Origin of the sequence: Streptomyces sp. NPDC051563 (assembly GCF_044454225.1) — a bacterium.
GTDB lineage: Bacteria > Actinomycetota > Actinomycetes > Streptomycetales > Streptomycetaceae > Streptomyces.
The window spans coordinates 320279-347082 of the sequence record NZ_JBITDL010000005.1; the positions used below are offsets into that span (position 1 = coordinate 320279).

Annotated in this window: 22 protein-coding genes; 8 read left to right on the plus strand and 14 right to left on the minus strand. The window is 71.1% G+C overall.

The window, feature by feature from the left end; genetic code table 11:
* Positions 1-41: 41 nt before the first annotated feature.
* Positions 42-584: a type 1 glutamine amidotransferase domain-containing protein gene (locus tag ACIA8F_RS09235; protein WP_399377626.1), complete on the minus strand. Its 543-nt coding sequence runs from the start codon at positions 582-584 to the stop codon at positions 42-44.
* Between the two features lie 297 nt (positions 585-881).
* On the opposite strand from ACIA8F_RS09235, the gene ACIA8F_RS09240 reads away from it, so the two are divergent.
* A complete protein-coding gene (locus ACIA8F_RS09240; protein ID WP_399377627.1) occupies positions 882-3239 on the plus strand; it encodes a phosphoketolase in 2358 nt (785 codons plus the stop codon).
* 163 nt (positions 3240-3402) lie between these two features.
* Positions 3403-3615: a hypothetical protein gene (locus tag ACIA8F_RS09245; protein ID WP_399377628.1), complete on the plus strand. Its 213-nt coding sequence runs from the start codon at positions 3403-3405 to the stop codon at positions 3613-3615.
* 13 nt (positions 3616-3628) lie between these two features.
* Here ACIA8F_RS09245 and ACIA8F_RS09250 read toward each other — a convergent pair whose 3' ends face one another.
* The 8 genes from ACIA8F_RS09250 to ACIA8F_RS09285 form a co-directional block, all read right to left on the minus strand.
* Positions 3629-3988: an STAS domain-containing protein gene (locus ACIA8F_RS09250; protein WP_399377629.1), complete on the minus strand. Its 360-nt coding sequence runs from the start codon at positions 3986-3988 to the stop codon at positions 3629-3631.
* 176 nt (positions 3989-4164) lie between these two features.
* Entirely contained in the window at positions 4165-4827 is a 663-nt protein-coding gene (locus ACIA8F_RS09255) for a methionine ABC transporter permease (protein WP_399377630.1), read from the minus strand.
* Positions 4824-5840, minus strand: coding sequence for a methionine ABC transporter ATP-binding protein (locus ACIA8F_RS09260; protein WP_399377631.1), 1017 nt, complete (start codon positions 5838-5840; stop codon positions 4824-4826). The genes ACIA8F_RS09255 and ACIA8F_RS09260 overlap by 4 nt, the downstream gene beginning before the upstream one ends.
* Positions 5837-6037: a MetQ/NlpA family ABC transporter substrate-binding protein gene (locus ACIA8F_RS09265; protein ID WP_399377632.1), complete on the minus strand. Its 201-nt coding sequence runs from the start codon at positions 6035-6037 to the stop codon at positions 5837-5839. The genes ACIA8F_RS09260 and ACIA8F_RS09265 overlap by 4 nt, the downstream gene beginning before the upstream one ends.
* A gap of 183 nt (positions 6038-6220) precedes the next feature.
* A complete protein-coding gene (locus ACIA8F_RS09270; protein ID WP_399377633.1) occupies positions 6221-6763 on the minus strand; it encodes a type II secretion system protein in 543 nt (180 codons plus the stop codon).
* Positions 6760-7197, minus strand: a complete 438-nt coding sequence (locus ACIA8F_RS09275) for a prepilin-type N-terminal cleavage/methylation domain-containing protein (protein WP_399377634.1) — start codon at positions 7195-7197, stop codon at positions 6760-6762. Before ACIA8F_RS09275 ends, ACIA8F_RS09270 begins: the two co-directional genes overlap by 4 nt.
* Positions 7194-8405 (minus strand): type II secretion system F family protein, encoded by a 1212-nt coding sequence (locus ACIA8F_RS09280; protein WP_399377635.1) that lies wholly within the window; start codon positions 8403-8405, stop codon positions 7194-7196. The genes ACIA8F_RS09275 and ACIA8F_RS09280 overlap by 4 nt, the downstream gene beginning before the upstream one ends.
* A gap of 142 nt (positions 8406-8547) precedes the next feature.
* A complete protein-coding gene (locus ACIA8F_RS09285; protein WP_399377636.1) occupies positions 8548-10395 on the minus strand; it encodes a GspE/PulE family protein in 1848 nt (615 codons plus the stop codon).
* A 283-nt stretch (positions 10396-10678) separates the two neighbouring features.
* On the opposite strand from ACIA8F_RS09285, the gene ACIA8F_RS09290 reads away from it, so the two are divergent.
* The 3 genes from ACIA8F_RS09290 (at position 10679) to ACIA8F_RS09300 (ending at position 12722) form a co-directional block, all read left to right on the plus strand.
* The gene (locus tag ACIA8F_RS09290) at positions 10679-11023 is read left to right on the plus strand and encodes a type IV pilin protein (RefSeq protein ID WP_399377637.1); all 345 of its coding nucleotides are present in this window, start codon (positions 10679-10681) and stop codon (positions 11021-11023) included.
* A gap of 144 nt (positions 11024-11167) precedes the next feature.
* A complete protein-coding gene (locus tag ACIA8F_RS09295) occupies positions 11168-11998 on the plus strand; it encodes a prepilin peptidase (RefSeq protein WP_399377638.1) in 831 nt (276 codons plus the stop codon).
* Positions 11999-12164: 166 nt separating this feature from the next.
* Positions 12165-12722: a PadR family transcriptional regulator gene (locus ACIA8F_RS09300; RefSeq protein WP_399377639.1), complete on the plus strand. Its 558-nt coding sequence runs from the start codon at positions 12165-12167 to the stop codon at positions 12720-12722.
* A gap of 130 nt (positions 12723-12852) precedes the next feature.
* Here ACIA8F_RS09300 and ACIA8F_RS09305 read toward each other — a convergent pair whose 3' ends face one another.
* Both ACIA8F_RS09305 and ACIA8F_RS09310 read right to left on the minus strand, forming a co-directional pair.
* Positions 12853-14841 (minus strand): FG-GAP-like repeat-containing protein, encoded by a 1989-nt coding sequence (locus tag ACIA8F_RS09305; protein WP_399377640.1) that lies wholly within the window; start codon positions 14839-14841, stop codon positions 12853-12855.
* A gap of 258 nt (positions 14842-15099) precedes the next feature.
* Complete coding sequence (locus ACIA8F_RS09310) at positions 15100-16329, minus strand: molybdate ABC transporter substrate-binding protein (RefSeq protein ID WP_399377641.1); 1230 nt, start codon at positions 16327-16329, stop codon at positions 15100-15102.
* Positions 16330-16669: 340 nt separating this feature from the next.
* Here ACIA8F_RS09310 and ACIA8F_RS09315 point away from each other — a divergent pair, with 340 nt between their 5' ends.
* The 3 genes from ACIA8F_RS09315 (at position 16670) to ACIA8F_RS09325 (ending at position 19284) form a co-directional block, all read left to right on the plus strand.
* Entirely contained in the window at positions 16670-17242 is a 573-nt protein-coding gene (locus ACIA8F_RS09315; RefSeq protein WP_399377642.1) for a hypothetical protein, read from the plus strand.
* 85 nt (positions 17243-17327) lie between these two features.
* On the plus strand, positions 17328-18890 hold the full coding sequence (locus ACIA8F_RS09320) for a prepilin-type N-terminal cleavage/methylation domain-containing protein (RefSeq protein WP_399377643.1): 1563 nt from the start codon (positions 17328-17330) through the stop codon (positions 18888-18890).
* A 4-nt stretch (positions 18891-18894) separates the two neighbouring features.
* Entirely contained in the window at positions 18895-19284 is a 390-nt protein-coding gene (locus tag ACIA8F_RS09325; RefSeq protein ID WP_399377644.1) for an excalibur calcium-binding domain-containing protein, read from the plus strand.
* A gap of 73 nt (positions 19285-19357) precedes the next feature.
* On the opposite strand, the gene ACIA8F_RS09330 is transcribed toward ACIA8F_RS09325, so the two are convergent.
* The 3 genes from ACIA8F_RS09330 to ACIA8F_RS09340 are packed head-to-tail and all read right to left on the minus strand — an operon-like array spanning position 19358 to position 26659.
* Positions 19358-19723 (minus strand): hypothetical protein, encoded by a 366-nt coding sequence (locus ACIA8F_RS09330; protein ID WP_399377645.1) that lies wholly within the window; start codon positions 19721-19723, stop codon positions 19358-19360.
* A 10-nt stretch (positions 19724-19733) separates the two neighbouring features.
* The gene (locus ACIA8F_RS09335; protein WP_399377646.1) at positions 19734-21380 is read right to left on the minus strand and encodes a CATRA conflict system CASPASE/TPR repeat-associated protein; all 1647 of its coding nucleotides are present in this window, start codon (positions 21378-21380) and stop codon (positions 19734-19736) included.
* Positions 21377-26659: a hypothetical protein gene (locus ACIA8F_RS09340; RefSeq protein ID WP_399377647.1), complete on the minus strand. Its 5283-nt coding sequence runs from the start codon at positions 26657-26659 to the stop codon at positions 21377-21379. Before ACIA8F_RS09340 ends, ACIA8F_RS09335 begins: the two co-directional genes overlap by 4 nt.
* Between the last annotated feature and the right edge of the window lie 145 nt (positions 26660-26804).

Below are 26804 nucleotides of genomic sequence, written 5' to 3' on the forward strand. Positions count from 1 at the left end.
GCCCGCCCGCCAGCGGCTTCCGTCACCGCCGTGCGGTGACGTCAGTGTCGTACGAGGTCGAACTCCTTCACGAGGGCGGCGCAGAAGGCATCGAGGTCATCGGGCTTGCGGCTGGTGACGAGCCCCGCCGGGGCCGCGTGGCACACGTGTACCTCCTCGTCGACCCAGGTGCCGCCCGCGTTGCGGATGTCGGTCGCGAGGCTCGGCCAGGAGGTGAGGGTGCGGCCGCGCAGGACATCGGCCTCCACCAGGGTCCACGGCGCGTGGCAGATGGCCGCGACCGGCTTGCCCGCTTCGAAGAAGCTCCGGACGAACCCGACGGCCCGCTCGTTCATGCGCAGCGCGTCCGGATTGGCGAGGCCGCCGGGCAGGACGAGCGCGTCGAAGGCGTCCGAGGTGTCGCCCGCCAGCAGGTGGTCGACGGGGTAGGTGCCGGCCCTGTCGAGGTGGTTGAAGGCCTGGACCCGCCCGGGCTCCGTCGATACGAGCTGCGGGTTCCAGCCTGCCGCCTCGACCGCCTGCCAGGGCGCGGTGAGCTCGACTTCCTCGACGCCTTCGGGGGCGGTCAGAAATGCAATGCGCACGGGGCTCACTTCCTTCATCGGGGATATCCGGGATATCGGGTACATCGGGCCATCGGCATGCCCGGCATGCCCGGCATGCCGACAGCGCGGCGGACCGGCCCGGACCGGAGCGTTCCGCCTCCCTGCGCGCCTTCCCCGGCTCCGGATCCCCAACCGGTGGAGCCGCGAATGCGGACGTTCCACCGCCACCGCTCCCCGGCCGCGTGTCGCGTGCCGCGCCGGGACGGGTTCGGAGGGGACGGCCGGGGCAGGCGCGGGGAAGTGTCCACTTCGTTCCCGACGATTCGGAGCAGCGCCGTGACCCCCTCCGCACAGCCGCGTCAGAGGGCCCGGAGCCCCTACGCGCGGGCCGCCGACTACGTGGCGGCGGCCTCGATCTTCCTCCAGGACAATCTCCTGCTCACGGAGCCGCTGCGCCCCGAACACGTCAAGCCGCGGCTGCTGGGCCACTGGGGGACCTGCCCCGGCATCACCACGGTCTACGAGGCGCTCAACACCCTCGTCAGGGAGCGCGGCGCGGACGTCCTGCTGGTCACCGGGCCGGGGCACGGTGCGCCCGCGCTGCACGCCAATCTGTGGCTCGAAGGCACGCACGGGGACTACGACCCCGCCCTGGCCCGGACCGGGGCCGGACTGCGCGAGCTGGCGCGCCGGTACTGCGCCCCGGACGGTTTCCCGAGCCATCTCTCCCCGGCCGTACCGGGCGTCCTCCACGAGGGCGGAGAGCTCGGGTACGCGCTCGCGACGGCCTTCGGTGCGGCCCTGGACGCCCCGGACCGGATCGTCGCCTGCATCGTCGGCGACGGCGAGGCCGAGACCGGCCCGACCGCCGGGGCCTGGCACTCGAACAAGTTCCTGGACCCCGTGACCTGCGGCGCGGTCCTGCCCGTCCTGCACCTGAACGGTGCCAAGATCTCCTCCCCGACGGTCTTCGCGACGATGACGGACGAGGAGCTGACGCACCTCTTCCGCGGCTACGGCTGGGCCCCCCGGATCGTCGACGTCAGGGACGACCCTTCCGGGGAGCCCCTGACGGCCGCCGTCCTGGACGCCCACACCGTCATCCGCGACCTCCAGCACCGCGCCCGTACGGGTGAGCGGCCGGTGCGCCCCGCCTGGCCCGTGATCGTGCTGCGGAGCCTCAAGGGGCAGGGAGCCCCCGCGCAGTCCGGGGGCACGGCGATCGAGGGGACCTTCCACGCCCACCAGGTACCCCTCCCGGACGCGCGCGAGGACCCGGAGCAGCTGCGGGCCCTGGAGGAGTGGCTGGCCTCCTACCGGCCCCGGGAGCTGTTCGATGCGCAGGGCCGGCCCGTGGCGGAGGTCCTCGCCGGCGTCCCCGAAGGAGACACGAGGATCGGAGCGCAGCCCGCCGCGAACGGCGGGAAGCTGCGCAGGCCGCTCGATCTGCCGCCGCTCGCCCGCCATGCCGTGGACGTGCCCCACGGCCCCGGTTCGGCGGAGGCGAGTCCCACCCGCGTGCTCGGCGGCTGGCTGGCCGACCTCATGCGGAACACCGCGGTCGGCCGCGACTTCCGCATCGTCTCACCGGACGAACTGGCCTCCAACAAGCTCGACGCCGTCCTCGCCACGAGCGGCCGCGCCTACGAATGGCCCGTCGAGGAGTACTCCGAGGACCTGACCCGATCGGGCCGGGTGATGGAAATGCTGTCCGAGCACAACTGCCAGGGCTGGCTCCAGGGCTACCTGCTCACCGGCCGTCACGGCCTCTTCCCCACCTACGAGGCCTTCGCCGCCATCGTCGACAGCATGGCCAATCAGTACGCGAAGTGGCTGAAGGCGTCCCGGGAGGTCCCCTGGCGCGCCCCGGTCAGCAGCCTCACGTACCTCCTCAGCAGCGAGGGCTGGCGCCAGGAGCACAACGGGTACAGCCACCAGGGCCCCGGATTCATCAGCAACCTCCTCAACCGCAAGAACACCGTCACCGGCGTCTACCTGCCGCCCGACGCCAACACCCTGCTGGTCACCATGGAACGGCTCCTCGACGAGACCGGAAAGATCAACGCGGTGGTGGTGGGGAAGCACGAGGCCGCCCAGTGGCTCGATCTGGAGGCCGCCCGTGCGCACTGCCGGGCCGGCGCCTCCGCCTGGGAATGGGCCGGCACCCATGCGGGCCGGGACCCGGAGGTCGTGCTCGCCTGCGCCGGGGGCATCCCCACGGTCGAATCGCTGGCCGCTGCCGACCTCCTGCGGCGCGACCTGCCCGAAGCCCGGATCCGCTTCGTCAACGTCGTCGACCTCTGCGCGCTCGCGCCACCGATCCACCACCCCCACGGCCTGTCCGACGAGGCCTTCCACGCCCTCTTCGGCGACACCACCCCGGTCGTCTTCGACTTCCACGGCTACCCCTCGGCCGTCCACCAACTGCTCCACGGCCGTCCGCACCCCGACCGGTTCCACGTCCGCGGGTACCTCGAAGAGGGGACCACGACCACTCCGTACGACCTGCTCGCCCTCAACGGAGCCACCCGCCACGACCTCGCCATCGCGATGCTGACCCACCTCGGAGCGCACTCCGCCCGGTCCCGGAGCCTCGCCGGCCGCTACGCGGACCTCCGCGACCGGCTGCGACGCGAACTGCGCGCGACCGGCGTGGACCCGGCGGAGATCACCGCATGGAAATGGACCGCATGAGGGGAGGGGCCCTCGTGGCCGGCCCCGGTCCGTACGAGGCCGTACGAGGCCGTACGAGTGAGCCCCGGCGGACGGGGCAGGCGGAGCTAAGAGGGGGCGGCAGCCGGCTCGCCGCTGCCGCGTCCTTCCGGACCGTACGGCCACACCCTGAGGAGACCTCCTGATGCGCAGTGCCCCGTCAGAGCCCGAACTCCCCGACCGCGTGCCCGAGAAGCGCGATGCCCTCACGCCCGACCTGCCGCCCATCGGCCCCGGCGCCCCCGACCTCATCGACACCGGGAAGGGACGGAAGCCCCGCGCCGACAGCGGGCACGAGCAGGGTGACCGGCCCGCTGCCGGACCGGGCAATGCCGCGCCGGAGGAGCCGGCCGACTGACGCCGGAGCGGTGTCAGGCCGCCGCGGCGGCCTCGGTCACGGCGGCGGAGAGCGCGGCGACGGCCGCCGTACGGGCGGGGTGGACGGACGGCCCGCCCGTGCCCGCGGCCAGGGCCCGGCGCGTTTCGGCGCGTGCCGCGACGACGGCCATCGGCGTACCCGCGGCGCGGCACATGTGGTGGGTCCGGACGACCGCGCTCATCGCGGCGCCGCTCAGCGGTGCGTCGGACAGTTCCAGCACGACGGGCGCGGACCGGTGGGCGCCGAGGCAGTCGTCGATCGCGCAGGCGGCGGCCGCCCGCCCGGAGAGATCCAGGTCGGCTCGCAGCCGGATGATCAGTACACCGCTCTCGGTCACCTTGAAGGGCAGCACCAGCACTCCTCGTCTCCACGGTCCAAAGGGGTAGGGGGTACGGCGCTCATGCCCGCAACGGGTGCCGTCATGCGCGAGTCGACCGGCTCGCGCCGCCCCGGTCCTGACCGTACGGGCCGCCGCCCCCTCCCCCGACGGGGGCGGCGGCCCGCCGCGGTGCGCGGTGCCGGCCGGCGTCAGCGGCGGAGCACCTTGCGGGACACCACGTTGCCGAGGAGCTGCGCCGACTGCACGAGGGCGATCAGCACGAGCACCGTCACCACCATCACCGAGGTGTCGAAGCGCAGGTAGCCGTAGGTCATCGCCAGGTTGCCGACGCCGCCACCGCCGACCGTCCCCGCCACCGCCGAGAAGTCGATCAGCGCGACGAGCAGGAAGGTCATGCCGAGGACCAGGGGGCCGAGCGCCTCCGGGACGAGGACCGTGAGCAGGATCCGCGGCGGACTCGCGCCCATGGAGCGCGCCGCCTCGATCACGCCCGGTTCGACGGAGAGCAGATTGGACTCCACGATCCGGGCCACCCCGAACGTCGCGACGACGGTCATCGGGAAGATCGCGGCGTTCGTGCCGATCATCGTGCCGACCACCCCGCGCGTGACGGGGGCGAGCGCGACGATCGCGATGATGAACGGCACGGGCCGGATGACGTTGATGAGCAGGCCCAGGACCGTGTGGACGATCCGGTTCGGCAGGACACCGCCCTTGCGCGTGGCGTAGAGGGTGAGCCCCACCACCAGTCCGCTGACGGTCGACAGCGCCAGAGTGATCAGCACCATGTAGACCGTCTCGCCGGTGGCGTCGAGGACCTTGGGCCAGAACGTGCTCCAGTCCGCCTTCACCGGACACCCGCTTCCGCGCGGTGGGGGACGCTCAGCGCCTCGGCCACGGCCTCGACCGCGGCGGGTTCGCCGCGCAGTTCCAGCGTCACGCTGCCCAAGGGGCGCCCGCGCACCTCGGCGACGCCTCCGTGGACGAAGGTGAAGTCGACGCCGTGGACGCGCAGGAGCTCCGAGAGGCCGTCCAGGGCGGGGCTGCCGTCCACGACGGGCAGCGTGACCAGGTGGCCCGGGTGGCGGGCGCGCAGCCGTTCCAGGAGTCCGGCGTCCGGCTCGCCGTGCTGTGCGGAGCGGACGAAAGCGGCGGTGGTCGCGTGGCGGGGCCGCGCGAAGACCTCGTAGACCTCGCCGCTCTCGACCACCTTGCCGTCCTCCATGACCGCCACGCGGTCGCACAGGGTCCGTACGACCTCCATCTCGTGGGTGATGAGGAGGATCGTGACGCCCAGTTCGCGGTTGACCCGGCGCAGCAGGGCCAGTACCTCGCCGGTGGTCCGCGGGTCGAGGGCGGAGGTCGCCTCGTCGCACAGCAGGACCTTGGGGCGGGTGGCGAGCGCGCGGGCGATGCCGACGCGCTGGCGCTGGCCGCCCGAGAGCTGCTCGGGGTAGCGCTTCCCGTGGCCGGCGAGCCCGACGAACTCCAGCGTCTCCTCGGCGCGGGCCCGGGCCGCGGCGCGGTCCATCCCGGCGAGGCGCAGCGGGTAGAGCACGTTGCCCAGGACGGTGCGCGAACGGAAGAGGTTGAACTGCTGGAAGATCATGCCGATGTCGCGGCGGACGGGCCGCAGCCTGCGCTCGCCTAGGGCGGAGAGGTCCTGGCCGTTCAGCAGCACGCTGCCCGAGGTCGGTTCCTCCAGGCCGTTGACCAGGCGCAGCAGGGTGGATTTGCCCGCACCGCTGTGCCCGACGACACCGAAGACGCTGCCCTCCTCGACGCTGAGGCTGACTCCGTCGACGGCGCGCGCTCCTCCGGGGAACTCCTTCGCGACCTCGCGCAGTTCCACGGTGGCGGTCATCGCTTCAGCTGCTTCTGGATGCGGGCTACCTCGGCCTGCAGCTCGGCGGCGGGCAGCTCGATGTGGTGGGCGGTGCCGTTGCTGGTGCGGCGAACCTCGTCCTGCACCGCCTGGGACGCGTAGAGCTTGACGATCTTCTGGTAGTCCGCGTTGTCCTTCCGGTCCGCGCGGGCGGCGATGACGTTCAGGTAGGGCACGGACTGAGGCCCGGCGGGGTCGTCCTTGAAGAGCGCGGGGTGTCGCGCCCTGTTCGTCGCGGCGCGGACGGCCGCCGCCGCACAGGCGGCGCGGATTCAGACGGCGCGGATCGAGACGGCGCGGGTCGAGACGGCGCGGGTCGAGACGGCGCGGGTCGAGGCGGCGCGGATGCGGGCGGCCGGTCATGACGCGCTCGATCGGCGGACCGCGGTGAGGGCCGTCGGGGGTGCGGCGGGGGCGCTCTGCACGGTCAGCGTTACCTCCATGGGCGAGGTGCACGAGGTCTCGGCACCGCAGGTCAGAGTCACCGGGCTGGGTGATGTGGTGGTGTCGAACCGGCCGAGCACCGTGGTGACGACGCCTCCGGCGCTGCACTTCACCCGGGTGAGGGAGCCCGTCGGCTCGTCGTAGGCGTAGACGATGTCGGTGCCGGGCCGGACGAGGTGGACGATCACCTCGGCGACCCCGCATGCGGGGGCGGTCGTGACGCTGTCGGCGCTCCGCACGTCGCCGTAGAAGTAGCGGTTGAGGGTTCCCACCGCGCTGGTGGAGGCCACCCGCTTCTCGGTGCCGGTCATGAACCGCAGTCCGAGGATGATCGCCTGGGGCAGCAGTGCCCCGATGATCCCCATGATGACGATGGTGACCAGCACCTCGGTCAGGGTGAACCCCGCCTCCGACTCCGGCCTCGACTCGGTGCGCCTGGTGGGCTGTTGTGTCCTCATGACAGCATCGACTCCCGCTTGACCACCTCGAGGGTCACGTCCCTGACGGGGCGCGGGCCGGTCGAGTGCACGGTGAGCGTGATCCTCTGCACTCCGGTATCGGCCGTAGGGCTGCAGGCCGCACCGAACGCACCCACCCCGTCCCAGTACGCGACCTCGACGGTCACGGTGTACCCGGCGGGCGGCGCCGGGCTCTCGTAGCCGCCGGCGCAGGACACGTACGGGGCGCCGACGACCTTCTCGGCGGCGCTGCGGACGATCGAGTCGGCGCTCGTCACCTTCTGCTGCGTGACCGAGCTGATGATCGCGGTGCCCATGCCCCCGAGGATGGTCACGAAGGCAACGCCGATGAGTACGACGGCGACGAGCACCTCGATCAAGGTCTCGCCCTCTTCGCCGCGTTGGCGCCGCGGGCGGCGTGCGGGGGCGGTCACTGGACGCTGACCTGGTTGAAGACGCCGTAGATCGCCGAGAGGAGGGCGACGGCCACGAACCCCACGACGACCCCGACCATGATGACCATGGCCGGCTCGAACAGGCTGGTCAGCCGCTTGAGTTTGTGCTGCAGTTCCTTCTCGTAGAACTCCGAGACGTTCTCGAGCTGGTCGTCGAGGGTTCCGGTCTCTTCTCCCACGCGCATCATCTGGGTGACCGCGCCGGGGAACAGCTTGGTGCGGGCGATCGGCCGGGACATGCCGCCACCCTCGAGCATCTCCGTCCGGGCCGTCGCGATGGACCGTTCGTACACCCGGTTGTTGGCGCCCGAGCTCGCCAGGTTGAGCGCCTCCGGGATGGGCACGCCGGCCTTGATCATCGAGGTCAGGATGCGGCAGAACCGTTCGATGACCATGTAGCGGACCACGTCGCCGAGCACCGGCATCGCCAACAGGAAGCGGTCGCGCAGGAGCCGTCCCCGCTCGGTCCGCAATCCGGCGATCACCGCCGTGACGAGCACGAGGAGCACGCCGGCGATGACCGGGTACCAGGCGGTGACGAAGTCGGTGAAGCCCAGCAGAATCCTTGTCGGCAGCGGCAGTTCCGCGTGGAAGGACTCGAAGAACACCTTGAAGCGGGGGAGTACGAACAGGACGAGGACGAGGACGACCGCGAGGGCCAGACCCATCACCAGGCCCGGATAGGTCAGGGCGGAGCGGATGCTGCGCCGGGCCTCGACGTCGCGCTCGATGTAGCGCCCCAACTGGGCCATCACAACGTCGAGTTCGCCGGTGGCCTCGGCTGAGCGGAGGACGGAGACGTAGAACGGCGGCAGCGCCTTGGTGTGGGCGGCCATCGCGCCGGCGAAGCTTTCGCCGAACCGCAGCGAGTCCATCACGTCTACGAGCACCTGGCCGAGTTTCTTGTCCTTGGTCTCGGCCCGGATGATCTCCAGGGCGTCCAGGATCGGCACGCCGGCCTTGATGAACGCGGCCATCTGCCGGGAGAAGTTGCTCAGTTCGACCAGGTCGACCTTTGTCGCCGTGAGTTCGAGCTGGAGCAGGTTGCGGCCCTCGGCCTTGACGGACTGCACCTCGTAGCCCTGCCGGGTCAGGCTCTCGGTCACGCCGTCGACGCTGGAGCCCTTGAGCACACCGGTGGCGCGCTTCCCGTCCGGGCCGACCGCGACGTACTTGAAGGTGGCCATGCCGGTCTTCTCCTGGGTTCCAGTGTCGGTGGTCAGCGTCGTCGTTCGTCGTTCGTCGCTTGCCGCGTTGCCGCGTTGCCGCGTTGCCGGGCTGTCGGTGTCGGTGTCGGTGTCGGTGTCCGGGCCCGGGGCCGGGTCCGGCCTAGACCACGTACACGCTGGACATGATCTCGGCGATGGTCGTGACGCCCTCCTCCACCAGACGGACGCCTCCGTCCAGGAGGCTGTCCATGTGCTCCTCGCGGGCGGTCCGGCGCAGCCTGTCAATCGATGCGTTCTCGACGAGCAGCCGCTTGACCGCATCGCTCATCACGAGCAGCTCGAAGACGCCGATCCGGTCCTGATAGCCGGTCCGGGAGCAGAAGTTGCAGCCCCGGCCCTGCCAGAACTCGGTGTCGGTCGACCCGCCGGCCTTGGCGAAGAAGGCCAGCTCGTCCACGCCCGGCCGGTAGGGCTCGCGGCACTGATCACAGATCCGCCGCACCAGTCGCTGGCTGACCACCCCGGAGACCGTGGAGGTGATCAGGAACGGCTCGATGCCCATGTCGGCGAACCGGTGCAGCGCGGAGCAGGCGTCGCCGGCGTGGATGGACGACAGGACGAAGTGGCCCGTGAGAGCGGACTCGACCGCGATCCGCGCCGTCTCGGCGTCCCGGATCTCGCCGATCAGGATCACGTCGGGGTCCTGCCGGAGGATGGAGCGGAGCCCGGTCGCGAACGAGATGCCCGCCTGGTCGTTGATCTGGATCTGGTTGACCGAGGGGAACACGTACTCCACCGGGTCTTCGATGGTGGTGATGTTGCGCTCGCTCTGGTTGAGCTCGCCGAGCGTGGCGTACAGGGTGGTCGTCTTGCCGCTGCCGGTCGGTCCGGCGCAGGCGACCATGCCGTACGGGGAGCGCAGCAGGGAGGAGAACCGTTCGTAGGTCGCCGCGGGCATGCCGAGCTCGCCCAGCCGGTACAGGGTGCGGTTGCGGTCGAGCAGCCGGAGCACCGCCTTCTCGCCCCAGATGGTGGGGGTGGTCGCGACCCGGATGTCGACCGACTTTCCGTCGATCTCGGTAGCGATCTGCCCGTCCTGCGGGCGCCGCCGGTCGACGATGTTCATGTTGGCCATGATCTTGATCCGGCTGACCACGGAGGGGCCCATGTTCTCCGGCAGGCTCAGCACGTCGTGCAGCGCGCCGTCGATGCGGTACCGGACCCGCACCCGGTCGGCATGCGGCTCGATGTGGATGTCGGAGGCCCGGTCGCGCAGGCCCTGGGTCAGCATGAGGTTGACCAGGTGCACCACCGGGGCGTCCTCGCTGACCACCCTGGCACCGGAGGCGGCGTTGCGGCCGGTCTCGGTGGCCTCGAAGGCCTCGACCAGGCTGCCGGCGCTGGCCAGCGCCCGGTAGGCGCTGTCGATGGAGCGCCGGATGTCCGACGGGGCCGCGATCGCCAGCTGTACCCGGTCCGGTGCGACGGCCCGGCCGACCTCTTCGAGCACGCGCGGGTCCGCCGGGTCGCCCGCCGCGATCAGCAGCGTGCCATCGGACCGCCGTACGCCGACGACGCCCAGCGAGCGGGCGAGCGCCTCCGGCACCCGGGCAGCCGCCTCGGGGTCGGGCTCGCTCTGGCGCAAGTCGGCCACAGGGAGGTCTAGTTGAACTGCGAGGGCCTCGATCAGTGACCGCTCGTCGACCATGCCGAGTTCGACCAGTAGAGCGCCCAGCCGCTTGCCCGACGCCGACTGCTGCAGGAGTGCCTCGTCCACCTGTGACGGGACGAGCTGCCCGCGCTGCACGAGGAGTTCCCCGATGCGCGGCTGCTTCTGCCGTTCGGACGAGGAGGGTGCCGCGTCGGACACCGTGTCCCGGGCAGCTTCGTCCGCCGGAGACGAGGCCGCGGACGGCGCGGGGGCGAGGGCTCCCTCGGGGAGGGTGCCGTCCTCGCCCGCGGGACTCGTCGTCGCCGCGCGGCGCCGGAGAAAACGGCCATTCGCCAAGGAACCCACCCCTTTCGCGCATCCAGAACAGCGGCCGACGAGGAACCGCGAGTCCATTCGCGGCGATGTCGTCAGCTGCTGATTAATCAGCGGCAGACTACAACACCCCGATACGTCGTCCTCTGTGAGGTCTCCATGGGATTGGCCCTTGTCAGCCCAGTGCGCGGTAAGTAGTCTACCGCTGATTAATCAGGCTGTTACTACAACGTGACTCGGCTCTTCGGTCGGTCGCCGTAGATGGAGAAAGATGTTCACAAACCTGCAAGGCACGTTGCGTCAGCGAATGCGTGCACGGAACGAGACCGCGGAAGCCGGCTTCACGCTCGTCGAGCTTCTCGTGGTCATCGTGATCCTCGGCATCCTGTCCGCCATCGTCGTCTTCTCCGTTCGCGGCATCAACGACAAGGGTCAGAGCGCGGCGTGCAAGACCGATAAGGCCACGATCCAGACCGCGGAAGAGGCGTACTTCGCCAACAACAACGCGTACGCCACCGTCGACAAGCTGGCCGAGGTCGGGCTTCTGTCCACCGCTTCCCAGTGGTACGAGGTCAAGGACCCCGCCACGTACAAGGTCCCCACGCTGAAGGTCGCGGAGGGCGTGACGAACCCCTGCGCTGCCACCCCCTGATACGGGTTCTCCCCGCCGGACGCCGCCCGCACGCGGCGTCCGGCGATTGCGTTGGTCAGGTGGCAGTGGAAGCGCCGCCTGACCGGCCGTGCCAGGCGGCCGCTCGGTGGTGACGGGTATGTATGGATACGGCACCATTGCGGCATGTCATCCATATTCGTCGTGATCATCGGTCTGTTGGGGCTGGCGGTCGGATCGTTCCTCAACGTCGCCGTCTCCCGCGTACCGGCCGGCCGCTCGGTCGTGCGGCCCGGCTCCGCCTGCCCGGGGTGCGCCACACCGATCGCGGCCCGGGACAACATCCCCGTCGTGTCCTGGCTCCTGCTCGGCCGGCGCTGCCGCGCCTGCCGGGTGCGGATCCCCGCGCGCTACCCGATCCTCGAAGCGCTGACCGGGATCCTGTTCGCCGCCGAGGCGCTGCGCTTCGGCCCGTCGGCAGTACTCCCCGCCGCACTGGTATTCACCGCAGGACTACTGGCCCTGGCCGCCTGTGACGCCGAGCTGTTCCTGCTCCCGCTGCGGCTGGTCTACCCGACGCTCGGACTCACCGCCGCCTGCCTGATCGCCGCCGCGGCGGCCACCGGCCAATGGCATCGGCTCGGCGTGACCGCGGCATGCGCCGTCGGCGCCTTCGCCGTCTTCTTCGCCCTGCACTGGGTGCGGCCCGCCTGGCTCGGATTCGGCGACGTTCGCCTGGCCGGCCTGCTCGGAACCGGACTGGGCTGGTTCGGCCCCTGGTACCTCGTCTTCGCGGTGGTCGCGGGCAGCTCCGTCGGGTTGCTGATCGCCACCGGGCTCATGGCGGCAGGGCGAATGACCCGCGACACCCGCATTCCATTCGGCGTTTTCCTCGCCGTCGGCGCCATCGCGGCGATCCTCGTCGGTGCTCCGGTCATCCACTGGTACGACAGTTTGAGCGACCCGTACGCGAACGCGACGGGTGTGCCGTTCACCGGGGTCGGCGACCGACCCTGACCACCCGGGCCGGACGCCGGCCGGGAGCTCCCGACGAACCCGGAACGACGCTGCTGGGGGTACGTACAGACCTCCTGGTTTTACCTACAGCGGCGCGAGCCGAGCGGCCATCGAAGACTGTTACATCACACAACGGCAAGCCGTCCCGATTGGTAACCTGGTTACCATGGAGAAAGCTGACCGACCTGATCTGCCGTTGGCCGAGTGGATCGTGCTCGCCCTCGTGGCCGAACGACCGAGCCACGGCTTCGCCATCGCAGCCCTCACCGTGGAGGGCACGGACATCGGTGAGTTCTGGCACATCTCCCGGCCCATGGTCTACAGGTCGATCACGCGGCTGGTCGAGCGCGGGCTGATCACGCCGGTCGGCACCGAGGAAAGCGATCGCGGACCGCAGCGCACGATCTACGCCGCCACCCGCTCGGCGAAGACGGCCGTCAACCGGTGGCTGAGCGAGCCCGTGGGTCACCTGCGAGACATCCGTGCCGACCTCACGAGCAAATTCCTGCTGCTCCAGCGCCGGGACGTCAGCCCGGCCCGCCTGATCGAGCGCCAGCGGGTCGTCCTCGACGAGATCGAGGCGGCGCTGCACGCCAAGGAGCACGTCGGCGACCACGTGACCCGCGCGATCTACGCCTGGCGGCTGGACCTCGTCCACGCCGCGCGCCAGCTCCTCGACGCCGTCGACGTCGACTCGACGATGCCGGCCGCCAAGGCCGGCTGACGTCGCACCACGCTCACCGGTGATGTGCGCGGGGCAGCACGAAGGGCCCGGCGATCGCATCGTGATGCGATCGCCGGGCCCGTGACTCACGTCAGTGCCGCGTAACAGGCCGTCGGAGACGGCTCGTCGGCTACGGCACCTCTACGACGGTCTCGCAGGAGCCGCCGGACGCGATCGAGTCCGTGCCCGCGAGCGCCGGCCCGCCGTTGCCGTCTCCGGCGCAGACGTCCGTGTCGCTGCCGCCGGAGAGGATGTCGCTGCCGGCGCCACCGATCACGGTGTCGTTGCCGGAGCCACCGGAGAGGGCGTCGTCGCCCGCGCCGCCCTGGACGGTGTCGTTGCCGCTGCCGCCGCTGATGGCGTCGTTGCCGTCACCGCCGTCGAGGTAGTCGTTGCCGCTGCCGCCGGACACGGCGTCGTTGCCGCCGAACGTGCAGATGGTGTCGTTGCCGCCGTTACCGCTGACGGCGTCGTTCCCGTTGCCGGTCACGATCACGTCGGCGCCGCTCGTGCCGTTCACGATCCCGTTGCCGGTGATCGTGGCGGCGAGGCCGTGGCAGCCGGCCGAGACGCTGAGCGTCACGGTCGCGGTGTTCGAGTCGACCGTGCCGTCCGTCGCCTTGTACGTGAAGCTGTCGCTTCCGGTGTAGCCGCCGGTGGGCTGGTAGCTGAACGAGCCGTCCGGGTTGAGCGTGAGGGTGCCGTGGGCCGGCCCGGTCACGAGGGAAGCCGTCAGCGTGTTGCCGTCGGGGTCCGTGTCGTTGCCGAGGACACCGGGAGCGGCGACGACGAGCGAGGTGTCCGCACCGATGTGGCTGAGCGACTCGTTCGCGGCCGCAGGGGTCCGGTTCGTCGAGTTGAGCAGCACCGACGCGTCCTTGACGTACGCGGCCGAGCTGTTGCTGTTGGCCGTGACGACGTCGGGACGTCCGTCACCGTCGAGGTCCGCTACCGCCGTGCCCTGCGGGTTGAGGCCGCCGTTCAGGCCGAAGGAGATCGGGCTGCCGAAGGCACCCGTACCGTCGCCCTCGAACGCCAGGACCTCGGCCGTGCCGGCGCTGGACGCGATCAGGTCGACGTGCCCGTCGCCGTTCAGGTCGGACACCGACGCGGAGGTGAGGTTGGTTCCCGCCGACAGGACGTTCGCCGCGGCGAACGTGCCCGCACCGGTTCCGAGCAGGACCGCGACCTTGCCCGGTGAGCCGGGCGCCACGATGACGGCGTCCGGCTTTGCGTCCTCGTTGACGTCGGCGAGCTGGAGCCTGGACGGCAGGCTCACACCGGCCGAGACGCTAGACGCCGTGCCGAAGCCGCCGTTGCCGTCGCCCAGCAGCACCGAGACTGTGCCGGTCGACGTGTTGGAGGTGGTGAGGTCCAGGTGGCCGTCGCCGTCCAGGTCGGCGGCCGCGATGCCCTGCGGGCCGGTGGCGCCGTTCAGCCCGAGCTGGGTCGCGGCGCCGAACGTGCCGTCACCGTTGCCGAGGACCACCGAGACGTTGTTCGTGGTCGAGTTGGACGTCGCGAGGTCCGGCTTGCCGTCCTCGTCGAAGTCGCCCACGGTGACGTCGCTGGGGAAGCGCACCACACACGGGTTGTCGCCCGTGCTGTCGCACCCGGCCGTCGGGTTGAGCTGGACCACCGCACCGGCGCCGAGGGCGCCGGTGCCGTCGCCGAGCCAGACCAGGGCTACGTTGCCGCGCGAGTCCTGGCTGACGACGTCCTGGTGGCCGTCGCCGTTGACGTCGCGGATCAGTGCCGAGCCGAGGAAGAGGCTCGACGCGGTGCGGGGGGCCGCGTACTTGGTCACGGCGCCGAAGCTGCCGCCGCCCGAACCGAGGAACACACCCAGGCCCTCGGCGCGGATGGCCGTGACGAGGTCCGGCTTACCGTCGTTGTCGAGGTCTCCGATCGCGACGGCGGAGCTGCCGCGGCCGCTGTCGCTGAGGTTGACCGCAGTGGCGAAGGCGGTCGTGTTGGTGCCGGCCGCCGAGGCCGGGCTGCCGGCCATCACGACGGTCGCCACCGCGAAGACGAGTGCCGGAACGCGGAGCGACCGGCCGCGCGCGAGCGCGGCGGAGCGGCCGTCCGGCGTGAAGTGCCGGCGTGGTGTTCTGCTCATGTGTGAGGCCCCTCCTAAGGGCCTGATGACTAAGAGTCGGTACCGCGGCTGGCGGCTGCAGCGGGGGCACCTTGTGGGAGCAAGGTGCCCCGGTGGTCAGCCAGTGACGACCTCATGGGCTGACAGTCGACAACCACTGCGGTGTGCGCAGTGCGATACCCGGCCCCCGCCGCGGGATGCGCACCTCGGGGAGCCGGGACCGTCGGCGGGCCGTGTTTGCACCCGGCCGACGGTCCGTTGCCCAGTACTCCGGATCGCCTAGTAGCCGTAGGCGGCGAGGGTCGACTGGATGTTGTTGTTGATGTCCCACTTGTTGTTGAACAGGTCGCTCCAAGCGGCCGCCGCACCGGCGTTGCCACCGGTCAGGGCGACGCCGTACTGGGCGATGTCTCCGTAGCCGGAGTACGCGCTGGAATTGACCTCGGTCCACGTGTTGGGGTCGTTGCTCGTGGTGCCGTTCAGGGAGCTCGACGTCCAGCTCACGTTCACGACGTTCGACTTCGCGACGAGACCCAGCTGGGTGTTGCCGCCGGCATTCGACGTCACCGCGCCACGCACCTGGCTGATGCCCGATTCCAGGCGTACCTTGCATGCGGTACCCGCGCTGTCACACGCGCTTCCCCGGAACACGTTCTGACCCACACCGCTGTCGGTCCAGGTGAACCCGTTCTGGATCAGCGCCTGCTTGGACGCCGCGCCGAACGGCGCTGAGGCCGGGTCGGCGACCGCGACCCGGCGGCCACTGGTCCCGAGCCAGGTCACCAGGGCCGGGATGGTCGTGGGGGCGCCGCCGCTGACCGGCGTGGCGTCGCAGCGAGGCGACTGGGCCTTGCCGTTGCCGCTGCCGTTGGCGTCCGCACCGAACGGCAGCGGGGGAGTGCCGCCGTTGGACGGGTCGTCGCCCTTGGTCGAGCCCGCCCAGCTGCCATTACAGCTGTAGATGGCCAAGTGGCCGATGGCCACGGGGTACTTGGAGCCGACGTCGCCGTTGCATTCGACACCTCCGCCCGCCGTGCACGTGCCGCCGTCGGCGGTCGGGATGACCGCGTCCACGTTGGACTCGTCCGCCGAGAGGAACGCGTCGACGTGCAACGGCCCGTTGACGCAGTTGTTCGACGAGGCCGGGTTGCACGTGGTGTACGGGCCGGCGGCCTTCAGCTGCTGACGCAGGCTTCCGGACGTGATGCCGCGCATCGTCGTCGTGTCGACCGCAGGCTTGTTCCAGAATCCGCCGGTCTGCGAAGCCGCGTTGGCCGTGAAGGCCGTGAACGACTCAAGGGTCTGGATCGTGGGCCGCATGTCCTTCAGAGCGGGGTACATGTTGTTCGCGACGCCGACCTGCGCATCCGTCGTTGCGAACACCGTCGGCGCCGCGGCGGTGACGAGCGCCGTGGTGAGGGCGCCTACCGCGAAGGCGTTCCGCAGCCGGCGCATGGCGGTGCGGCCGGAGTTCGGGGCGCTCCAGGTACGCCTGGACTGTCGTTGCATTTGCTACTCCTCATAGATCTGATGGACGGCTGCTGCCGTCGGATCGCCTCGCTGGCCCGAAAAGGCAAAGGGTCGATATGCCTAGGCATCTGCGAGGGTTTCCGGCATGGCTGTGCCGCACATGCCGAATGGTGCGCAGTCGGGCGCCCAGTAGTCAATCATTGACAACCGTGCTCGCTGTGGATGTAATGCACCTATCCAGCCTGCCGCGGGCCGGCGGCCAGTGCCGTCGGTCCGCGGCAGCACGCACGGAAGAGGCTGGCGGCACGATGAGCAGAGGCGTGGAATGGCACTGTTGAGCAGACTGTCCGGATCACGCGCGGTCAGGCGGAGTGTTCTCGTGATCGCGGTGGTCGCGGTGGCGCTGGCCGTCGTGGTGCTCGCGCGCGGCGGGTGGGGTTCGGCCGCAGAGGCCAAGAGGCCCGACCGCGAGTGGTGCACGCCGGGCACCCCGCGCACCGCGCTCTGCCCGAACAACAAGGCGTTCGACGCGAAGGAGTACGCCACCCACGGCGACGCCTTCGAGTGTGGCAACTTCGCCACTCAGGCAGATGCCCAGGCGGTGCTGCGGGCCGACCCCAGCGATCCGAACCACCTTGACGACGGGAGCGGCGTCGCATGCCGCGAACTGCCGGAACCGCGCGACATCAAACCGGTCACCAGCACCGCGACGTGCGATCCCGACGACGTGCGCAGCGCGCGCTGCCCGCAGCCGGAGCGGGCCTTCGACGCCCGCTACTTCCTGCGCTACGGCAATGACGCCTACGACTGCCCGGACTTCGCCAGCCAGGCGGACGCGCAGGCGGTCCTGCGCTTCTCGCCGGCCGACCCGAACCACCTCGACGGTGACGGGAAGGGCATCGCGTGCCCGGACCTGCCGGGCCCCAAGGACGTCAAGCCGGTGCGACGGTGAACCTCGTGACGCGGCCGACGAGGCAAAGGCTCGCGCGTGCGCTCGGGCTGGACGTGACCCATCGATTGAAGGAAGCCCGACTGTCATGACACCGGACCATCGCCTGTTCCCCTTGCGCGCCAGACGCCAGGACGGCTTCACGCTCGTCGAGTTGCTCGTGGTCATCGTGATCCTGGGCGTCCTTGCCGCCATCGTGGCGTTCGCCGTCAGGGGCATCGGCGACAAGGGCACCAAGAGCGCGATCGCCGCGGACGCGGCCGGCCTGCGCACAGCGGAGGAGTCCTTCTGTGCGAAGCACGGACGCTACGGGACGGTCGAGGACCTGAAGGCCGACGGGTTGCTGACCGGCGAACCGGTCTACCACATGGTCGTGGTCGGCGAGGAGAACAAGTGCGGCCGGGGCGCGAAGTCGTCCTTCGTGCTGAACGACACCTCCACGCCGGTGGAGGTCGCGAAGGACGCGATCCGGGTGGGCCAGGCCCCGACCGACGTAATCGTCGACGAGAAGGCCGATCGCGCGTACGTCGTGGCCGGCGTCGGCAACAACGTGACCGTGATCGACGGAAAGACCGACACGGCGATCGGTGATCCGATCGACGTCTCCAGCGCCGGTGTGACGAACCCGAACCGCATCGCGGTCCACTCCGACACGGGGCGGGTTTACGTCGGGGGTACGGGCGGGGTCGCGATCATCGACACGGCTGGCGGCAATCGAGTGACCCGCGTCGCCGATTTCGAGACGACCGTCACGGGCCTCGCCGTTTCCCCCGAGAACGGCGACGTCTACGTCGCCAGCGGCAACGGAAACAACTCGGTGGTCGCCTACATCGCGGCCGGCGCCTCGGCGGCGACGAAGATCCCACTTCCCGCCGCCGGACTGGGGGCTACGGCCAATGGCGTGGACTTCGCCTTCGACCCCGAGCGCCACGAGGTGTACCTCGCGAAGTCGAACGTCGGTATCGGCGCTGCAGACGTCAACCGCATAGGCATCTTCGTCATCTCGACGCAGAGCCACCAGGCCAAGCTGGTAGCGCCGTTCCCGACGAAGCAGAGCTGCAACGCGAAGGGGGAGGGAATCCCTTCGAACTCCGTTCGTGGCAGCATCGCTGTCGATCCGGTCCGCAATCGGGTCTACCTCGTTGCCAAGAACTGCGACCCGAACAAGGTGACCGTCTCCACCACGATCGTCATGAACCCCAACGACGGCACTTATACAACCATCGACGATCTGGGCGGCGCGTCCTACCTTCCCCACTCCGTGATCTACAACGCGGCGGCAGGGGCGGTCTACACCTATACGACGGGCTCCGGAGCGCACTGCAACGGTGCCGTCGCCCGCATAGAACGGATTGTCGAGACGAAGGTTACGGGGCAGGTGTTGGTCTGCAAGGCGTCAAAGGACGCCCTCGGGAACCCGTTGCACAAGGTCGCGATGCTGAAGGGCTTCAACAAGCTCTTCATCGCTCAAGACGGTGTCACGGGCACGGGCGGCCTCGGGGTGGCCAACGGCGGCACGCTGCTGACACAAGCCTCGCTCGGTGCGCCCCGCCAGTTCGCCTCGGTGGCCACGAACAACACCACGGGGAAGGTGTACGCGGTCGACCAGGACAACGGAACCGTCGCGGTGTTCCGGGTGGGATCGGCCTAGGACCATGTCAAAGCAACCACACACCCACCACCAGGCCCGGTTCCGCCGGCAACGGCCGGGGCGTCGTACCGCCATCGCGGTGGTCGGCGTGATCGCGGCGATCACGCTGACCGCGTGCGCCGGCAAGGAAGCCCCGGAGCACGCGTTCGACGTCGCTCCGTACGTGCAGAAGGGGCACGTGGCCGACTGCGGCGCGTTCAAGGCCCAGGCCGACGCGCAAGCGGTGCTGCGGGCGGACGCGCTCGACCCGAACGGGCTCGACCGGGACGGCGACGGCATCGCCTGCCCGGCCCTCCCCGCCCCGACGGACAAGAAGCGGGTCCACCGCGACTTCATGACCGACGTGGACGGCGCGCCGATCAGCGATCCGGCCGACCCGTCGCAGGCGGAGTAACAGAGGACCGTGACGCCGCACCTCCCTCCCTCCTGGCCGGTGGAGGGAGGTGCGCGGACGGCGGCTGCCCGGGTCAGTGGCGCTGCGGCGCAGAGGGTGGCGGAGGGGGCGGCGGCGAGGGCGGCGGGTCCGTGGATTCGTTGAGGATGCGGTCGATCCGTTCGCCCACCTTCGCCGAGGAGCCGTCCGGTTCCCCGACGGCCTCGTTCGCTCCCGGCGGTGCCAGCGTGACCAGTTCGTCCAGGTTGCGGCCCACCTCGTCCCAACGGCCCGCGAGCCGGGCACTGTCGAGGCGGTCCAGCACGGCGAGGACCTTGCTCTCCTTGTCGGAGTCCAGTGGCCAGCGTCGGGCCCCGTTCAGCAGGCGCGAGAGTTCGCCGGGTACGTCCCGCGCGGGCAGTTCGGGCGCGGGCGGACGCGGCAGGTTGCTGTCGCTCATGCCGCGCAGCCTAGTTGACGCCACCGCCGGAGTGGGGGCGAAGCTGCGGGTTGCCGGACGGTGGTGCCGGGGTGCGGCGGCGCAGGGTCAGGGCGGTGCCGACGGCCGATACGAGGGCGGCCGCGCAGGCGACGGTGAGGCTTCGCACGGGGCTCGGGCCGGCGTCCCACGCCCAACCGGCCACGCCTTCCGCGGACCAGGCGAGTCCGGCCCCCAGCACCCCCGCGCTCAGTGGAAGGAAGACCGGTACTTCGCGCCGGGAGCCCCGCACCGCGTCGCGGACGGTGCTCCCGGCGAGCAGCAGGGCCGCTCCGCCGAGGGAGGCGATCAGGGCGGGCACCACCCGCCCCGGAAGCGGCAGCCGGTACTGCAGGCTCTGGACGGTGGTCAGGACCATGAGGAGCGCGCCGACCAGAGCCGTGTTGCGCAGGGCGAAGCGCGCCGTGCGGCGGGCCTCGCGTTCGTCGGCAAGGCGGAGCTGTTCGGCGACCGCCGTCTGCGCGGCGGCGTTGATGTGGCCGGCCCGTTCCTCGACCGAACGCAGCCAGGCCTCCAGGTCCTCCGCGCGGCGGGCGAGCGCCGCACTCAGGTACAAGTCGTGCTGGACGGGGTGGAGTTCCGCCTCCTCCTCGGATATCTCGGCCGGCGGACCGGAGGGAGCGGCCGGCCCGAGGATGCCGGGAAGCGCCGGCGAGGCGGCCAGTCGGAGGTTGTGGGCCACGATCTCCGCATCCCGGGCGTCCTGCGCCACCCTGGTGCGGACCGTGACCAGGTCCAGGAGGGCGATCCCGGTCCGTACGAGCAGGTCCCGGCCGGAGGCGATGAGCCGGGCGTCGGCCGGGGCGTCCAGGAGGCCGCGGAGCTCCCGGATGCCGGTGTCGACCCGGCCGGCGAGGAGTTCGGCCCGGGCGCCGCGCTCGTCGAGGCCGCGCATCAGCAGGCGCAGCGAGACGGCGTGCAGCAGGTACCGGGCGAACGGCGTCGGCGTGGCCGTGCCGTCGCTCCAGGTCCACGCGTCCAGCTCCCGACCGGCGTTGCGCGGGGCGATGACCGCCAGGCAGCGGGAGGACGCGGCGGCGTCGGCCGCCACCGGCTCGGTGAGGTACAGGCCGGTGCCGGTGAGCGCGGACCTCCAGCGGGTGCGGGCCGATGGCACGTACGCGGCGGGGAAGTGCGCGGCCACGGCGTCCTGCACCACCGGCAACGCCGGGTCGCGGGGCGGTGCGGGCAGGTCCGTGAACGCGGTGAGCAGCACCGCGGATCCGATGAGGTGCGGGTCGTCCGGATCGACGACCGTACGCCACTGGTTCCACAGGGCGTTCCAGGATCCGTCGGGCGGCGAGAGGGTGGCGCTCAGCCAGATGCGGTCGCGGTGCCGGCGCAGCAGCATCTGGTGGAGTCCCGGCAGGGCGGCGGTGGCCTGCGCCATGCAGATCAGCCCGTCCGAGGAGGGGAGCACCTCCGGGGGCAGCGCGGGGTGCCTGCTCGGTGACGCGGGCCCGATGGGCTCGCTCGCGCCCCAGCGCCTGACGGCGTCCCCCCAGAGCGCGCGGAGGTGCCCGTAGCCGGCCGGGGTGGCCGCCGCGAAGAGGTGGCCCACCAGGCACTGCTCGTCCAGGACGGGGGAGGGGGAGTGCGGTGCTGCCAGGGTCGTCATCGGTCCGCCGTCTCGATACTGTCGAACAGGTCGGCCAGGGGCGCGAGTTCGGGTTCCTCGACGAGCAGCTCCGCGAGGTCAGCACGCCAGCGGTCGCCCAGGGCGGTACCCGGACCCGACCGGAGGTAGGTCAGGTCGGGCGGCGAATCACGGACCGCCTCGAACCCGTGGGCCCTCGTGCGGGCGATCGCCAAGTAGGCGCCGCAGTACGCCACAAGTGCCAGCTCGTCGCTGACGGAGATCAGGATGAAGAACAGGGCGTACAGAACATCCTCCCCCGCTCCGGCCCGTCCCGCTTCACGGCAGACCTCTGCGAGGACATCCGGATCGCCCAGGGCCTCGGCCACGGGTGTGAACAGGGCGAGTCCTGACGGGTCGATGCTCAGATTCAGGAGCGAGAGGCCGCACACGAGGCGGAGGTTGTCGTTGTCCGCTTCCGTGATCTCGGGCATGAGGTCCTCCACCGCGTTGTGCAGGAAGGTGCGTTCCGCCAGGAGCAGGCGGACCTGCTCCTGCGGGTCGGCCTCGCAGAACCGTGTGATGCGTGCCCGGACGGCTTCCTCGGTGGTGGCGGCCAGGCCGTCCCGGGTTCCCGCCCACCGGACGGCCCGGAACGTGGAAGGGTCCAAGGGCCGGTCGTCGAACCGGTCGGCAGCCTCGGCGGCCTCCTCGAAGGCCGCGTCGAACTCCTCGTCCAGGAGCGCCGGGTGTGCGACGAGGTGGGTGTGGCACGCGGCGAGCGACGGGGTCACCAGCCAGAGGTAGGCGTCCGCGACCTGCCGGGCCGAGGTGTGGTACCAGTCCGGAAGCGGTTCCCCCGATTCCGTCCACTCCTGGTCCCAGCCCTCGGGATCCTGCGCACGGATCACCCGGCCCGCCTGGCGCAGCCAGTAGCGGCGGAAGGGGGTCGTACCGGGGTCCGCCAGAGCTTCCCGCAGGTACGTGACGATGCCGGCCGGGTCCGCGCCGTCCTGGAGGCCGAGGCGTCGGCGCAGTGTGGCGGCCGGGGCCTCGGGGTCCAGGACGCGGGCCCAGAGCCCCGCGGCCTCCTCCGTGCGCCCGGCCTCGGTCAGGGCTTCGACCTGTCGCCGCGTGGCCTGGTGCCGGGTGGCGCTCGCCGTATCGCCAGGCCTGCCCTGGGCGGGTTCGAGGACCCCGATGAGTTCTTCGCGCAGGGCGATCCGGTCGGCACGGGCGACACTGAAGATCATCGCGTGCAGAGACTCGGCGAGCTCCTCGCCGTAGACATCGGGCGCCGCTTCCCCGTACGGGCGCAGTCGCCGGACCGCGTCGGCGCGCAGCTCCGCCGCCTGGCGCGGACTGCCGGCAGCGAGGTTGACCGCCATGTCGCGCTGGGCGCTGCACAACGTGATGAGGTACCCGTCCGGATCCGCATCTGCCAGTAGGGTCAGGAGGTCGACGGCCCGGCGATCGTAGGCGGCGATCAGGTCGTCGAGCGAGGGGGCCGCTGCGGCGGTCTTCCGCAGGCCCGGGCGCGGCAGGCGGCCGAGGAACTTCCCGAGTGCCCCGGGGGACGGCTCCGGCTCGGTCGGTGTGCCGGGGGTCGCGTCCCTCACGTGGGTCAGGGCCGTGGCCGCGGCGGTGAGGAGCTGGGCGAGCACGGGCCGATGGGCGTCGGGGTTCGCTTGGTAGAGCTCTTCGGCCAGCGCCACTGCCCGTTCCGCCCGGGTCGCGTCCTCGTGCCGCCGCCGGCCGTACGGTCCGGCCTGGAAGTACTGGGTCATTGCCTTCACCCACAGGGAGGAGTGACGTTCGGGGTCGGTTGCCAGCAGTTCGTCGAGGATCCCGATCGCCTCGGCCATGAGGCCGGACGACTCGTCGAGGCGCCGGCGCACCGCATCGTCCAGATTTCCTGTTTGCGGCAGGTCTCCGCGCATGGCCACGGCCTGAACGAGCAGCGCGGACGCCAGGACCGGTATCGATGCGGGCTGTTCGTCCACCAGTTCCCGCAGGATCGCAACGGCGCCCACGGAGTGTGGCAGCGCCTCGCCGAACCGGCGTTCGAAGCAGTAGGCCATGGCCAGGTTGTTCCGGACACTGCCCAGGAGCAGGGAGTGCGCCCCGGTCTCCTCGTGCAGCCTGCGGGCCTGCTCGAAGGCCTCGCGGGCGACCGGCATGGCCTCCGTCGCGAGATGCGCACTCAGCAGGGCCGCGGTGAGGTTCTGGAGGGACAGGGCGAGCAACCGGCGGTACAGGCCGGGCCGCCGGACGTACAGGGCGCGGGCCGTGGACACCGCCCGTCGGCCCGCTTCCATACCCTCGATCGGCCGTCCCGTGGCGAACAGGATGCCGGCCGAATTCATCAGTCCCAGGGCGACGGCCTCGGCGAGGGACTCGTCCTCGTCCGCCCCGGTCTCCCTTGTGCTCCCGGCGTCCTCGGCGCGAGGCGCCAGGTGGGAGAGGGTGAGGAATTCATCGGCGGACGCGAGGATCTCCGCGATGGCCTCCAGGGCTTCCCGGGGCCGACCGAGCGCATGGTTGACGAAGGCCCGCCCGCTCAGGACGTGAACCCGCAGACTCCGGTCCTGCGTTCCCTCGGCCAGCTCCCCGCCCCGTTCCACGTCCGCCAGTGCTTGCCGGGCATCGGTCGGGTGGATGACCTCGGCCCGGTTGATCAGGCAGCGGGCGAGCTCGTCGCGCGCGAAGCGTTCGTGCTCGCCTTCGATGGCGGCCTCGAAGTGTTCCACCGCTTCGTCGAAGGCGTGGAGCGCCACGTCCGGGTCGCCGGCCTGTATGGCCGCCACGGCCAGCCGGTCGAGGTTCTCGGCCAGGGCGCCGCGCCACATCAGGTCCTGGTCCTGGAAGGTCCGCCACACGGCCACGCACCGGGTGAGCATGTCCACGGCCCGTGCGGTGTGCCCGTGCTCCAGGAGCCGTTCGCCGACCTCGCCCATCACGGAGGCCAGTTTCCATTCCTGACCGTCGTACGGGGGGAGTTCTTCCAGGCGCTGGACGCCCTGCTCGCCCGCCCTTCCGGCGATCTCCGTCTGGTACTCCCACAAGTACGGGGCGTCCGGCGCCGAGCCGCCGGAGCGCAGGATCGCGTTGGACCGGTTCAGCAGCGCGTTCGCGACGGCGATCGCCGCCGGGTCGAACGGTGTCTCCCTGTTCGGTACGAAAGGTGGCCGGAGCGCGTCCAGGATGCCCTGGTGGGAGATCCGGTAGACGGCGGGGCGGGGGCCGTCGTCCTGACCGCGGAAGACGTCCTGGATCACGTAGCGTCCCAGGGAATCCAGCAGCCGGTCGATGTCTTCGGCGGTGTACTGCTCGCCTTCCGCGAGCAGCCCCTCCTCGCGGGCCGCGTACGAGGCGACGGACAGCCACTCCTCCTGGGGGAAACCGTTGCCGAGCGCCGCACCCAGCACCGTGAGCAGGACCCGCGCGTGGTCGGCGGCGGTTCCGGTCGGCTGGGGCCAGGCGTCGGCGGGCAGCCGGGCGAGGTCGGCCTCCACCGCTTCCGCGACGGTACGGGCGAGGCGGCCGCTCCAGTCGGGTGTACGGGTGTCCACCGGGTGCTCGGCCAGTTCGTCGGTCAGCAGCCGGGCCAGCAGGAAGGGCGTGTGGTCGGCGTCGGCCCCGTCGGCCAGCAGGTGGTCGGCGACGCGCTGTGGGTCCATGGTGTCGTCGGCGATGCCGGTGAGCCTGCGGACGACGTACTCGCGCAGCGCCGTCCGGCCGCCTTCGCGGCGGGAGGCGGATCCCAGATCGAGATCGGGCCCGCGGGTCCCGCAGAGCCGGTCGATCAGCCCCCTGCCCTCCGGGCCGTCGTCGGCGAGGTCCCGGGTGGCCACGAGGACGACGGCGGACTCGGCGAGCGGGATCACCAGCCGTTCGGCGATGTCGAAGGCTTCCCTCCGGACGCCGTTGGAGCGGAGGTGCAGCCCGCGTGCCTCGTCCAGACCGTCGAAGACGATGACCGGCCTGGAGGTCAGGGCTTCTGCGGCGTCGGCCCTGCGCAATGCGGCGACCAGCTCCTCGGCGTTCCGGTACCGGCCGGTCATGTCGGCGCCGATCACGTGGGCGCCGATCAGCTGCCGGTCGATCTGCTCGGCGAGGTCGTCGGCCGACGCGTTGCGGGCGTGCACGTTCGCACTCACGACCCGCTCGCCCGGATCCTCGTGGTGCAGGGGGCCGCCGTCGGTGAGGATCCGGAGGCGCTCGGCCGGGTCGGACAGGCTCACGATCCGGCCGATGAGGGCCGATTTCCCCGTCCCGGGCGGACCCGTCAGGGTCCACAGGCCCGGCTGGGTGGACCGGATCCGCGCGACGACCGTGTCGGCCTCCGCGGCGCGTCCGCTGAACAGCACGCGGCCGTCGGCCGCGCCCGTCCCCGCGCCCCGGGCCGCTTCCCGCAGGTGCTGCACGATCTGCGGGCCGGTTCCGCGCCGGTAGAGGGGATTGGCGAACATGCCCCGCCAGTTCTCCTTCTCGCCTTCGTGCGCCATGCGGCTGCGCAGCGGATTGGCGACGAAGTGCAGGCGTTGCTCGGAGTACGGTTCGACGTTCTCGCGCCAGCGGCCGCGCAGGGCCTCGACCACGTCCGCGGCGCTGACCATCGGCTGGTTCGCCGCCCAGGCCAGCCATTTGGCGCCGGTGACGGGGCCGGCGCTCAGGACCTGGCCGAGGTGGTAGGCCAACAGCCCCTGCGCGGCCTGCTGGTCGGGGCCGCTCGCGGTGAGGATGCCGATCCAGAGGAATCCCGCGGTGTCCGCGGTGCCGTTCACCAGCGCCTGGTTGGCCACGGCGTCGGCCGCGCCGATGGTGTCGATTGCGGTGCCCGACGTACAGCAGTCGATGGCGACCAGCAGCTGTCGGGCCTGTGAGGCGGCGGCCCAGCCGACCAGCCGGTCGGCGGCCACCGCCGGGGCCCAACCGCCGGGCCCGTCCGGTGTGTTCTCTCCGGGGAAGGTGTCGCGGGTGGCCAGGAGCAAGGTGTTCCCGTCCGACATGCCGTGCCCCGCCCACATCACCATCAGATCGGTCGCGTTCGGTAACGGTTCTTCCGGCGTGTCGGGCTCCGCCCACGGGCCGCGCGCGAAGAGCTCCTCGACGTCGGCGTGCGACGGATCCTCGACGAGGTTCGCGGAGAAGGACGCGCGCACGGCGGCAGGCAGCTCGGACACTCCCTGGCGCAGCCGGCCGGCGAGATCCGCGAGGCTTTCCGTCACGCCGGGGCGGTGGGGCAGGCCCCGCTCCGCGTGGTCGTACACGGCCACTCCCAGGCCGATGAACCTGAAGGCCCCGCTGTCGTTGTCCATCAGTCCCCCCTGCCCTGGCGGCCCGCCTCGTGGGCGCACCACGATGTTTTCACGGCGGACGTGTCACCGGGCGGGCGGTGACACGTCCGTGACCGTTGCCGTGCGCGGGCCGGTGGATCACCCGCAGCCGGTGGATCGATCACCC